The organism is Tenacibaculum sp. Mcav3-52, from assembly GCF_022347665.1.
In the GTDB taxonomy this organism is placed as follows: domain Bacteria; phylum Bacteroidota; class Bacteroidia; order Flavobacteriales; family Flavobacteriaceae; genus Polaribacter; species Polaribacter mesophilus.
On the sequence record NZ_JAKRGE010000002.1, the window covers coordinates 603,749 to 616,301 of the forward strand.

Annotated in this window: 12 protein-coding genes and 2 tRNA genes; 10 read left to right on the top strand and 4 right to left on the bottom strand. The window is 31.8% G+C overall.

Features of this window, described 5'->3' with window-relative positions; all coding sequences use genetic code 11:
• The first annotated feature begins 1 nt into the window (after nucleotide 1).
• On the top strand, nucleotides 2-214 hold the full coding sequence (locus MHM83_RS08755) for a hypothetical protein (RefSeq protein WP_231128378.1): 213 nt from the start codon (nucleotides 2-4) through the stop codon (nucleotides 212-214).
• An 80-nt stretch (nucleotides 215-294) separates the two neighbouring features.
• Here MHM83_RS08755 and MHM83_RS08760 read toward each other — a convergent pair whose 3' ends face one another.
• Nucleotides 295-2,328, bottom strand: a complete 2,034-nt coding sequence (locus MHM83_RS08760) for a dipeptidyl peptidase 3 (RefSeq protein ID WP_239179286.1) — start codon at nucleotides 2,326-2,328, stop codon at nucleotides 295-297.
• Nucleotides 2,329-2,373: 45 nt separating this feature from the next.
• On the bottom strand, nucleotides 2,374-2,934 hold the full coding sequence (locus tag MHM83_RS08765) for a DNA-3-methyladenine glycosylase I (RefSeq protein ID WP_239179287.1): 561 nt from the start codon (nucleotides 2,932-2,934) through the stop codon (nucleotides 2,374-2,376).
• Nucleotides 2,935-3,033: 99 nt separating this feature from the next.
• Here MHM83_RS08765 and MHM83_RS08770 point away from each other — a divergent pair, with 99 nt between their 5' ends.
• Both MHM83_RS08770 and sppA read left to right on the top strand, forming a co-directional pair.
• Nucleotides 3,034-3,456 carry a DUF6146 family protein gene (locus MHM83_RS08770; protein ID WP_239179288.1) on the top strand — a complete coding sequence of 141 codons (423 nt, stop codon included), beginning with the start codon at nucleotides 3,034-3,036 and terminating at the stop codon, nucleotides 3,454-3,456.
• 65 nt (nucleotides 3,457-3,521) lie between these two features.
• The gene (sppA, locus tag MHM83_RS08775; RefSeq protein WP_239179289.1) at nucleotides 3,522-5,267 is read left to right on the top strand and encodes a signal peptide peptidase SppA; all 1,746 of its coding nucleotides are present in this window, start codon (nucleotides 3,522-3,524) and stop codon (nucleotides 5,265-5,267) included.
• Between the two features lie 48 nt (nucleotides 5,268-5,315).
• On the opposite strand, the gene MHM83_RS08780 is transcribed toward sppA, so the two are convergent.
• Nucleotides 5,316-6,080, bottom strand: coding sequence for a hypothetical protein (locus tag MHM83_RS08780; RefSeq protein ID WP_239179291.1), 765 nt, complete (start codon nucleotides 6,078-6,080; stop codon nucleotides 5,316-5,318).
• A gap of 247 nt (nucleotides 6,081-6,327) precedes the next feature.
• Complete coding sequence (metK, locus tag MHM83_RS08785; RefSeq protein WP_239179293.1) at nucleotides 6,328-7,581, bottom strand: methionine adenosyltransferase; 1,254 nt, start codon at nucleotides 7,579-7,581, stop codon at nucleotides 6,328-6,330.
• Between the two features lie 320 nt (nucleotides 7,582-7,901).
• Here metK and trxA point away from each other — a divergent pair, with 320 nt between their 5' ends.
• The 7 genes from trxA (at nucleotide 7,902) to MHM83_RS08820 (ending at nucleotide 12,546) form a co-directional block, all read left to right on the top strand.
• Nucleotides 7,902-8,219, top strand: coding sequence for a thioredoxin (trxA, locus tag MHM83_RS08790; protein ID WP_028892415.1), 318 nt, complete (start codon nucleotides 7,902-7,904; stop codon nucleotides 8,217-8,219).
• Between the two features lie 70 nt (nucleotides 8,220-8,289).
• Nucleotides 8,290-9,210, top strand: a complete 921-nt coding sequence (locus MHM83_RS08795; protein WP_073181843.1) for a DUF58 domain-containing protein — start codon at nucleotides 8,290-8,292, stop codon at nucleotides 9,208-9,210.
• Nucleotides 9,211-9,264: 54 nt separating this feature from the next.
• A tRNA-Asp gene (locus MHM83_RS08800) sits at nucleotides 9,265-9,338 on the top strand.
• Nucleotides 9,339-9,381: 43 nt separating this feature from the next.
• Nucleotides 9,382-9,455: transfer RNA gene (locus MHM83_RS08805), tRNA-Asp, on the top strand.
• A 261-nt stretch (nucleotides 9,456-9,716) separates the two neighbouring features.
• Nucleotides 9,717-10,541: a prephenate dehydratase gene (locus tag MHM83_RS08810; protein ID WP_159614043.1), complete on the top strand. Its 825-nt coding sequence runs from the start codon at nucleotides 9,717-9,719 to the stop codon at nucleotides 10,539-10,541.
• A complete protein-coding gene (locus tag MHM83_RS08815) occupies nucleotides 10,538-11,680 on the top strand; it encodes a pyridoxal phosphate-dependent aminotransferase (protein ID WP_159614045.1) in 1,143 nt (380 codons plus the stop codon). Before MHM83_RS08810 ends, MHM83_RS08815 begins: the two co-directional genes overlap by 4 nt.
• Nucleotides 11,680-12,546 (top strand): prephenate dehydrogenase, encoded by an 867-nt coding sequence (locus MHM83_RS08820; RefSeq protein ID WP_201284971.1) that lies wholly within the window; start codon nucleotides 11,680-11,682, stop codon nucleotides 12,544-12,546. Before MHM83_RS08815 ends, MHM83_RS08820 begins: the two co-directional genes overlap by 1 nt.
• The last annotated feature ends 7 nt before the right edge of the window (nucleotides 12,547-12,553 follow it).

The window sequence follows — 12,553 nt, forward strand, 5'->3', positions numbered from 1 at the left end:
TATGTTTATACTTATTGCTGCTAAAATGTTTACTACAGGTAGAATTATTTTTGCGAGTTTATTTGTTATAGCTTTTATTCTTTTAATGTATTTTAGTTATAAAAAAGATGCTAAAAACAATAAAAAGCATTATCAAAATGGAGCTTTATACGTTGCCATAGCAATAGCGGTAGTAATTGCGTTATTGTTTTTATCAAAATTATTAACTAAATAATAAAACTCTTAAGAGTTTCTTATAAAAGCAAAAAACCGATTCTTTTCAGAATCGGTTTTTTTATTCAAGCTTATAACTTTTTAATTTTTTATTGGTAAGAAGTTATAGTTTTTAGCGTAGAACTTCATTTGCTCTTCAAACGTTTCTGGTTGCTTAATCTTAATATCAGTAATATTTCCTTCAGTATCAGTTACTGGCTCTAATACTGGATTTACAAATCCGCTATAAGGAGCAGATGTAAACTGAGCATTACGATCTAAAACTTCTTTATGAATATCTTGATCTACTTTTACTCCGTAACCTTCTACTAATGCTTTTGCAGCTTCAAAATCTCCTTCAGATTTTATTCTCTGTGCTTCTTTTAATAAACGACCAAAAATCTCACGAAGCTTCTCATAATCGTTAATATTATAAAAAGTTTTTCCATCTCTGGTAACTTTTTCAATTACATTATCTTTCGCTCCTTGCTCAAAAGCCCATGCTGAAACCCATTGACGGTTTACCATGTGATCTTCTTCAATATCGTCTCCTAAGTTAATTCTAATTAACTGTGTCATTAACCCGTTTCTGATATATCCGTCATAAGCAGCTTTTCCTACTTTTTGCCAGTCATCAACTAAACCTAACTCTTGTAATTTAGGATCCATTAAGTAATACAGTCCAACTAAATCTGCTCTACCCTCTTCCATTGTAGAAGCGTAGTTTTTCAAAGTTTCTTTTGGTTGCCCTATACCGTCATTAATAACCCCAGAAGCATGGCCAATTACCTCGTGTAATGCTGTGTGTAATTTATCAGCTAGCTTACCATATTTAATCTCTAAATCGATTTCTTCTTGATCATTCGCAAATTCTTTTAAACGTCCAGTTCCTCCAGCATTGTTATAAGAACCTATAATATTTCCTAACGATACCGATTTAGAACCGTGTTGTTGACGAATCCAGTTATTGTTCGGTAAGTTCACTCCAATTGGTGTACTTGGAGATGCATCTCCTGCTTCACCAGCGACATTTACTGTTTTATACGAAACTCCTACCACATCTTTCTTTTTGTGAGTTGGATCTAATGGAGAATTATCTTCAAACCATTGAGCGTTGTCTGATAATACTTTCATCTTTTTAGACATATCGAAGTCTTTGATCTGTACAATTGTTTCGTACGAACCTCTGTACCCTTTAGGATCATTATATACTTCAATAAAACCATTAATCCAATCAATATTTCCTTCGGTAGATTCTACCCAAGCAATTGCATATTCGTCCCAAGTATGTAAATCTCCTGTTTTATAGTATTCGATTAACAGCTCTAATGTTTTTGCTTGCTTTTCGTTTTCTGCTACTTCTTTAGCTTTTTCTAACCAATAAACAATTTTATCGATTGCTTGTCCGTACATTCCACCAGACTTCCAAACTTTCTCCACTAATTTTCCTTCCTCACGAACTAACTTCGAGTTTAATCCAGCCTCAATTGGTTGTCCTTCTGGGCCTTTATCAGCTTTTGCATAAAAATCTTCTACATCTTTACTTGTAATATCTGCTCCGTAAAAGTTTACTGCTGATGCTAATACATTATCTACCCCAGCTTTTTTGTTTACTTTTTTAGCATCTTTATCATTAAAAATAACGTCTAATGCTTCCGTAGATAACTCAGTATTAGTTTCTTTTAACAACGTTTCTAAATACTCCTTAGAAAAGGTAGGTTTTAACTTATCGTTAGAATAATGGTGGTGGATTCCGTTTGAAAACCATACTCTTTTTAAATAAGTAGTGAATGCTTTAAAATCTTCACTTTCCTTATCTCCTTTAAAGTTATTATGAATGTTTTCTAAAGCAGCTCTAATTTCTAGATTATGACGGTAGTTTTGATCCCACATAATATCACGTCCAGATAAACCAGCTTGTGTTAAATAGTACACTAATTTTTTTTCTTTTAGTGTTAACTCATCAAACCCAGGAATTTGATAACGTAACACTTTTATATCAGCAAATTGCTCAACAACATATTCAAATTCTTTTGCCTTTTTTTCTACTACTTTAGGCTCTTTTTTTGCGTCTACACCACAAGAAGTTAACACTCCTGCTGCTGCAAACACAAAAAGCATTTGTTTTAGTTTCATTTATATATTTTTAAATTTATTTTTTGAACGCTAAAATTACGAAATTTAAACTTCATGATATCGGAAACAGTCGGTTGTATGGTCGTTAACCATTCCTGTCGCCTGCATATGTGCATAAATTACTGTTGAACCTACAAACTTAAATCCTCGTTTTTTTAAATCTTTTGAAATCGCGTCAGAAAGCTCTGTTGTTGCTGGTACCTCTTCTCTCTTTTCAAACTTATTCACTATCGGTTGTCCATTAGTAAAAGCCCAAATATATTTTGAAAACGTACCAAACTCTTCTTGTACTTTCATAAAAGCCTGAGCATTGGTTATAGTCGCTTTTATCTTTAATTTATTTCTTATAATTCCAGCATCTTGAAGCAATTCTTCATATTTGTCTTCAGAGTATTTTGCTATTTTTTTATAGTCGAAATTATCAAATGCCTTTCTAAAGTTTTCTCTTTTCTTCAAAACTGTAATCCAACTCAAACCTGCTTGGAAAGTTTCTAATATTAAAAACTCAAACAGCTTATCGTCATCATATACAGGCACTCCCCATTCATTATCGTGATACTCAATATATAGTGGGTCATTACTAACCCAAAAACATCTTTTCTTCATTTTCTATTATTTAATGCTTAAAATTACTGTTAAACAAATTAAAAATCAATGAAAAATGGAATAATTTTTGCAACTTTATAATTACAAATCATACTGATTATGGAAACCTTACAACGCATTCTTTTTCTTAGTATTATTGGAATTATGATATGGGCTTGCAGTTCCTCGCCTATAAAGAATACTTCTAAAGAGGAACCAGTTGTAATTGCTAATGATAGTTTAGAATATGAAATTATAATTATAGACCCTGGTTTTACTACCTATTTAAACAGCATTGCTAAACCCGAAGGATTTTATTCACAACAATACCTCGAAAATAAAAACCGTTTGTATGTAAACACATGGAATTATCGAGCTAGGAATCCTTTACAATTTAATTCAAACATTTATGAAAATGTAATTGATTATAGTCCACACGTTGATTATGGCTATGAAGTAAACTATAAACTTTTTAATTATTTTGAGTTCGCCCAACGAAAATACCGCATGAATTTGGATGTAGGAATAAATCGTTGGAACTAGTAAAACCTTAGTAAAAGACGTCTTTCGAAAAACTGTATATTTGCTCAAAAAATTAATCATATAACATGAAGTTTTTAAGAAATTTACTTGCCTCTGTTCTAGGCTTTTTCATTGCCTTATTTTTACTGTTTGTATTCTTTTTTGCTATAGCTGCTATTGTAGGAGCTGAAGAAAAAATTGTTGTAAAATCAAACTCAGTTTTAGAATTAGACTTATCAACCCCTATTAAAGATTATGCTCCAAAAGAAGACAACCCTATTGCTGAAGCTCTAGAACTAACAGATGAAAAATTGGCTTTAAACAAAATTATCAACGCTATTGAAAATGCAAAAACTGATGATAAAATAAAAGGAATAAGTATTAAAACACCTTTTGTTAATGCTGGTATTGCCCAAACACAAGCCATACGAAACAAAATTGAAGAGTTTAAAGAAAGTGGTAAGTTTGTATATGCATATAATGACATTTATACTCAAAAAAATTACTACCTAAGCTCTGTTGCTGACAGTTTATTCTTAAACCCAGTTGGAGCTATTGACTTTAGAGGTTTATCTACCGAAATTTTATATTTCAAAGACTTTGAAGACAAATATGGTATTAAAATGGAGGTTATTCGTCACGGAAAATATAAAAGTGCAGTTGAACCTTTCTTGGAAAATGAAATGAGCGAAGCTAACCGCGAACAAACCTCTTCATTTTTAAAATCAATTTGGTCAGAAATCATAGATGATATTAGTAAGAGTAGAAACATTTCTATAAAAAAACTAAACCTTATTGCTGATAATTCTAATGGAAGAAATATTACTGTAGCAAAAGAAAATAATTTAATAGATGCTTCTATTTATGAAGATGAATACGAAAAGAAGTTAGCTATGGGTTCTGATAAGAAAGTAAATACTATTTCTATTGAAGACTACATAAACTCTGGAAAAGGAAGAATTTCTTCTACTGCTAAAAATAAAATCGCCGTGATTTATGCACAAGGTGATATTGTGTATGGAGAAGGAAGCGAAGACTATATCGGACAAGGAATTATAAACAAAGCTATCAGAAAAGCCCGAAAAGATGATAATGTAAAAGCTATCGTACTTCGCGTAAATTCACCTGGAGGTAGTGCTTTAGCCTCTGAATTAATTTGGCGTGAACTAGAATTAACAAAAAAAGAAAAACCTTTAGTAGTTTCTATGGGTAACTATGCAGCTTCTGGAGGTTACTATATTGCTTGTAATGCTAACAAAATTATTGCAGAACCTACTACAATTACAGGATCTATTGGAGTTTTTGGAGCCATTCCTAACTTTAGTCAGTTTACCGATAATATTGGTATCAATGCAGAACAAGTCTCTACTAACAACAGTGCTTCTTATAGTGTTTTTGAGCCAATGAACAAGAAATTCTACGATGTAACTAAAGAAGGTGTTGAACAAATCTACACTACTTTTGTTAACCGTGTTTCTGCAGGGCGTAACATGACTTTTGAGCAAGTAAACGAAATTGCACAAGGTAGAGTTTGGACTGGTAAAGAAGCTATTGAAAATGGCTTAGTAGATCAATTAGGAGGATTAAATGACGCCATTAAAGTTGCAGCTGAATTGGCAGAAGTTCAAAATTTTAGAGTTCGTAATTACCCTAATTATAAAACTGACTTAAAAGAGGCTCTAAAATTCTCTCCATTTATGAAAGCTTCAAAAGAAGAAATACTTAAAGAAACTTTAGGTGATGAAAATTACCAATTATACCATAATATTCACAAAATGAAAAACCTAAAAGGAATTCAAGCTAGAATACCCTTTGTATTTCAAGTGAAGTAAAAAAGAAAAGCCTCGACAATGTCGAGGCTTTTTTTATTATAATCTAGTTTATTCGTAACTATAAGTAGTATTTATAGCAATTGATTCTTCACCAGCAACAGCTACTCCTTTTCCTATTAAAGGGTACCCATCCGAATCATAAGTATAATCTACAGTTAAAGTACCTATAACGTTATCACCTCCGTCTTTATAGATAATCTTCGTTACGTTATTTAATGGTAATAATCTTCTAGCTTTAATTACTTCTGATGCTTGAGGACTTACACCAAAACTAACATCAACTCCATCTAAAATTTCAATAAGCCCAGCAGATTCTAAAGTAGAAAAATACATATTTGGCTTATTGTCATAAAATATTTCTGCTGTATAATTTTCAACAACATTCATTTCAGTTTCCCAATCATAAACCTCAACTTGAAATAAAACTTTACTAGGATTTTTGTTAGAATCATATTCTAATGCCATTCCTGTTTCATAAATATTATATGGTGATTGATACAACTCTTCTATTGAAAGGCTTTCTGAAAGATCGCTGTCTTCTGTCACCTTAATAGTACTCCCGTCATTGCTATAGTTTATTAAAGTAGCGTCTGTTCCATTTGTTCCAGAAACACTTACCAATTCTTTTTCAGCATTATACATAAACTGAGTAGTAATTGTTTCATTTTCTTGATTTGTCGCTGCAACAGTTTTTAATCTTTTCTTTTTAGCTTCTCCGTTAACTTCATCAAAATCGTCTGAAGCAGAGCTACTACATGAGGTTAATAATGCTACTCCTAATCCAATAGCAAAAACATACTTTAATTTTTTCATTTTTTGTGATTTTTAATGAACTCATTTTTATTGTTCAAGCAAAAACTAAGTATTTCCCCCTACATAAAATCTTTAAGACAATTAATAGAAATGAGTAAAAGAAGAGAACAGCAATTTTTAGCAATTTGAAAAATATAAAAAACAAGTTCGGTTTATATTGTTTTTAAATTTTATACAAAAATAGCTGTATAAAAAAATACCTGCAATAAAATTACAGGTATTTTTCACTATGTTTTTATTTCGTTTATTACAAACTGAAACTCTCTTTTACTTTAGACACATAATCTAATTTTTCCCAAGTAAACAATTCAACTTCCATTGTTTTACTTTCTCCATTAGGTTGTGTAAATGTTTTAGAAACTACTTCATTTTTTCTTCCCATATGCCCGTAAGCTGCTGTTTCACTATACATTGGATTACGTAACTTTAAACGATCTTCAATAGCGTGTGGACGCATGTCAAAAATTTCAGAAACTTTTTGAGCAATTTCTCCATCAGTTAAATCCACTCTTGAAGTTCCGTAAGTATCTACAAAAATACCCATCGGTTCTACTACTCCAATAGCATACGATACTTGTACTAAGACCTCATCAGCTACTCCAGCAGCTACTAAATTCTTAGCTATATGACGTGTTGCATACGCTGCAGAGCGATCTACTTTACTTGGATCTTTTCCAGAAAATGCTCCGCCACCATGTGCTCCTTTTCCTCCATAAGTATCAACAATAATCTTACGACCTGTTAACCCTGTATCTCCATGAGGTCCACCAATTACAAACTTTCCTGTTGGATTAATATGATATTTAATATCATCATTAAATAACGCTTGAATTTCTGGAGTTAATTGTACTTTTACTCTAGGAATTAAAATCTCAACAATATCTTTTCTAATTTTAGCTAACATTGTTTCATCATCAGCAAAATCATCATGTTGAGTAGAAACTACAATTGCCTCAATGCGTTGCGGTACGTTATCGTCAGAATACTCAATAGTTACCTGACTTTTAGCATCTGGACGTAAATAAGTAATTTCCTTATTCTCTCTACGGATTGCTGCTAATTCCTTTAAAATTATATGTGATAAATCTAACGCTAACGGCATATAATGCTCAGTTTCGTTTGTCGCATAACCAAACATCATTCCTTGATCACCTGCTCCTTGCTCTTCTTTTGAAGCTCTATCTACTCCACGGTTAATATCATCTGACTGTTCATGAATTGCTGATAACACTCCACAAGAATTACCGTCAAACATATACTCACCTTTGGTATATCCAATTTTATTAATTACCTCACGAGCAATTTTTTGAACATCTAAGTAAGTAGAAGACTTAACTTCTCCTGCTAATACTACTTGACCAGTTGTTACTAATGTTTCACATGCTACTTTTGAATTTGAATCAAAAGCTAAAAAATTATCTATTAGAGCATCAGATATTTGATCTGCTACTTTATCTGGATGTCCTTCAGAAACACTTTCTGAAGTAAAAAAATATGACATAAATACTTTTTTTTAAAATTTAACTAAAAGAAAAAACTTGGATTGCTGAGTCGCTAAAAGGAGTAGATATTACTGCTTTAGCATTTTTATTTTGAATCATTGTTCAATGAGGTTGCAATCAGTCAAATTTTTCCTCAAATATATTTGACAAAGTTATAGATTATTTTACATACACAAAAACAAACTTACACGTAAATAAATAGAAAGTATTGATATTATGATAATAAAAAGTAATTTTTGTAAAATTGTATTGGTAAAATATTTGTTTACATTTGTACGTAAATAAATAAGAAAATAACTTTAGATAAAACATAAATAAAATGGCATTAGAAATTACAGATGCTTCTTTCGAAGAAGTAGTATTAAAATCTGACAAACCAGTATTAGTAGATTTTTGGGCAGCTTGGTGTGGACCTTGTAGAATGGTATCTCCTATCGTTGATGAAATTAGTAATGAATACGATGGTAAGGCTGTAGTTGGAAAAGTAGATGTAGATGCAAACCAAGAATTTGCCGCTAAGTATGGTGTAAGAAACATACCAACTGTATTAATCTTCAAAAACGGAGAAGTTGTAGACAAACAAGTTGGTGCTGCTCCAAAAAAAGCATATACAGATAAAATTGATGCTGCTTTATAAGTAAAGATATTATTTGATATTATAAAAAAGGTTTGGCTATCGCCAAACCTTTTGTTATTTTCGGTAATCTATGATTGATTTAAACAGTACTGCTTCAAAAATTAACAACCTTGAGCTACTTGCTAAACAAGTGGTAGAAGGTTTTATTACAGGAATGCATAAAAGTCCATTTCACGGATTTTCAGTTGAATTTTCTGAACACAAACTCTACAACAAAGGAGAAAGTACTCGACATATAGATTGGAAGCTATTTGCCAAAACTGAAAAATTGTACACTAAAAAGTACGAAGAAGAAACGAATCTTAGGTGTCATATAATCATTGATAATTCTGCGTCGATGCATTATCCTCCAAGCAATAATGAATCAATAAATGATTTAAATAAGATTGGTTTCTCTGCAGTAGCAGCTGCCTCTTTAATGGATATCTTAAAGCGACAACGTGATGCTGTTGGTTTAAGTATTTACTCTGACACTTATGAATACTATGCTCCAGAAAAAGGTAGTGAACGTCATCGTAAAATGTTATTACATCAATTAGAGCATTTATTATCATCTAATTCTACTTCAAATACAAAAACCTATCAATACTTACATGAAATAGCAGAGAAGATTCATAGAAGGTCTTTAATTTTCTTATTTACCGATATGTTTCAAACTTCAAAGAATGAAGAAGAACTTTTTAATGCTTTAAGACATCTAAAATTTAATAAACATGAAGTAGTATTGTTTCATACATATGATAAAAAAACAGAATTTTTGTTTGATTTTGATAACTCACCAAAAAAATTTGTGGATGTTGAAACTGGAGAAGAAATAAATTTATACGCAGAAAATGTACAGCAAAAATATCAAGAATTGAGCTCCTTTTTTTTCAAAAACCTAAAAAACAAATGCTTACAATATAAAATAGATTACATTCCTGTAGATATTAGTGAAGGTTATGATAAAGTGCTTATAGCTTATCTTATCACTAGACAGAATTTTTTATAAATAACTCTTTTTTATTTAAAAAAAGGTTATATATTTGCATCCGCTTAGAGCAACGGTCTGGTAGTTCAGCTGGTTAGAATACATGCCTGTCACGCATGGGGTCGCGGGTTCGAGTCCCGTCCAGACCGCTAAAGTTTCTCTAAAAACATATAACATATTGCTTAAAGCAACGGTCTGGTAGTTCAGCTGGTTAGAATACATGCCTGTCACGCATGGGGTCGCGGGTTCGAGTCCCGTCCAGACCGCAAAAAGCTTCTCAAAATGAGAAGCTTTTTTATTTTTTACACTTTTTTTTAAAAAAATTTGGTTTAGTTAAATTTATTTCTAAGATTTGTTCCGTACAAAAAACACAAATACAATGATGTTACAAAACGTATGGCAAGGTTTCTATTTTTACTTTTACTTTTTTAGTAAGAGACGAGACTTTGTATCATATTGTTAACCTAACAAAAAATATATACCCAATCAAAGTCTCGAATTTATCGAGGCTTTTTTTTTGATGTAAAATGAAAAAAATAGCCATTCAAGGAATACAAGGAAGCAACCACCATATTGTTGCAAACAACTACTACGGAGAAAACATCGACTTACACGAGTGCTTATCTTTTGACGTATTGGTTGATAGCCTTATTAATTCAAGAAGTGAGCAAGCAATTATGGCTTTAGAAAACACCATAGCAGGCTCAATCATACCCAACTATGCCCTAATTGACAAGTACAATTTGCATATTTCTGGTGAGTATTACTTGTCTATACATCATCATTTAATGGCGTTACCTGACCAACGAATTGAAGACATTACTGAGGTTTGTTCACATCCGATGGCATTACTACAATGTAAAGAATTTTTCAAACAACATAAGCACATCAAGTTAGTTGAAGATGTTGACACTTCCGCTGTTGCAAAAAGAATCGCGGATCAACAATTAAAAGGAGTTGCAGCAATTGCACCAAAAATGGCTGCTGATATTTTTAATTTATCAGTTATTGAAGATGAAATTCAAACGATTAAAAATAACGCAACTCGATTTGTATTTCTTCAAACAAGTCTCCCAAAAAATGGTAAAAGTGAAATCAATAAAGCTTCATTAAAATTTGAACTAGATCACAAAAGAGGAAGTTTAGCTACAGTACTAAATGTAATGAGCGACTGTAAATTAAACCTTACTAAAATACAATCGCTACCCAAAATCGAGACACCTTGGAAGTACTCTTTTTTCGTAGATGTAACTTTTGAAAAATATAAAGATTACGAAAAAGCAAAAGCCATCATACAAATTATGGCAGAAGAATTTAAAATATTAGGCGAATACAAAAACGGAAGATTATGATACAGTTTGCTAACAGACTACAAACCGTACAGGAATACTACTTCTCTAAAAAATTACAAGAAGTACGTCAATTAATTTCAGAAGGTAAACCAATCATAAATATTGGAATTGGGAGCCCTGATTTACAACCTCCAACATCAGTATTGAAAGCTATTCAAGATAGTTTACAAGATACTGGAGCACATAGTTATCAGAGTTATCAAGGCTTACCTGAATTTAGACAAGCTGTTTCAAGTTTTTATCATAAAAACTATCAAGTTAGTATTAATCCTGCTAACGAAGTACTTCCTTTAATGGGAAGTAAAGAGGGAATTATGCATATTTCATTGGCTTTTTTAAACGAAGGGGATCAGGTATTAATTACTAATCCAGGATACCCGACCTATAGTTCTGTGACCAATTTATTAGGAGGAGAACCTATTTTTTACGAGTTAGAAGAAGCAACTAACTGGCAACCTAACTTTGAAGCTTTGGAAAAACTCGATACTTCAAAAATAAAGTTGATGTGGGTAAATTATCCACACATGCCAACAGGTGCTGATGCTACCAAAGAAACTTTTCAAAAGTTGATTGACTTTGGAAAAAAACATAACATAGTTATTGTAAATGACAATCCGTATAGCTTTATATTGAATGAACACCCTCAAAGTATTTTACAAATTGAAGGCGCAAAAGATGTTGCTTTAGAATTAAACTCAGTGAGTAAGTCTTTTAACATGGCTGGATGGCGTGTTGGAATGTTATTAGGTAAACCTGAATTTTTAACTGAAATTTTAAAAGTAAAAACTCAAATGGATTCAGGTATGTTTTATGGAATTCAGAAAGGAGCCACTAAAGCATTAGAGTTAGACAAAGATTGGTTTACTCAGCTAAACAACACCTATAAAAAAAGGCAAAAACTAGTATTTGAGTTAGCAGAAAAATTAGGATGTACCTACGATAAAAACGTGTCTGGAATGTTTGTTTGGTGCAAACTTCCTGATGGAAAAACATCTGAAGAAATGATTGATGATTTACTATATAATAAACACATCTTCGCTGCTCCAGGAACCATTTTTGGTAATCAAGGAGAAGGCTATATTCGTTTCTCATTATGCGTTCCAGAAGAAAAAATTAACGAAGCAATCAACAGAATATAATGAACGTATTTATCATAGGACTAGGATTAATCGGCGGAAGTTTTGCCTTAGATATTCAGCTAAGATTTAAAAATGCTACTATCTACGGAATAGATTCCAACGAAGAGCATGGAGACCTTGCTTTAGAGAAAAGGATTATCCATCAAAAAGCAACTTTTTCAGAGTTAAAAAATGCAGATATAGTCATTATTGCTATTCCTGTTGATGTTTCACGAGAGGTTATTTTGAAAACATTGGATAATATCTCTGATACCTGTTTGGTTTTCGATGTAGGTTCGACTAAAGAACTAATTTGTGATGCTGTTAAAAACCATCCGAAAAGAAGAAATTTTTTAGCAGCACACCCCATTGCAGGAACCGAGTTTTCAGGACCCAATGCTGCATTGACAAACTTATTTAGAAATAAAACTAATATTATTTGTGAAGTAGAAAAAACAGCATTCAAATTACAGGAAAAAGCATTAGACATATTCTCAAAATTAGGGATGCGTATTCGATACATGGATCCAAAGTCACACGATAAGCATATAGCCTATGTATCACATTTATCACATATCAGCTCTTTCATGTTAGGTAAAACAGTCATTGAAAAAGAGAAAAACGAGCGTGATATTTTTGATATGGCTGGTAGTGGGTTTGCTTCTACTGTACGTTTAGCAAAAAGCTCACCAGCAATGTGGACACCTATTTTTGAGCAAAATAAAGAAAATGTTATTGAGTCTCTGAATGAATATATTCATAACTTACAACAATTCAAAACTTTATTAGAAAACAACGATTTTCCAGAAATCTATATAGAAATGGAAAACACCAATCATATAAAACAAATATTAAATGGAATTTTAGAGGGAATACCTCAACAATAAGAATATC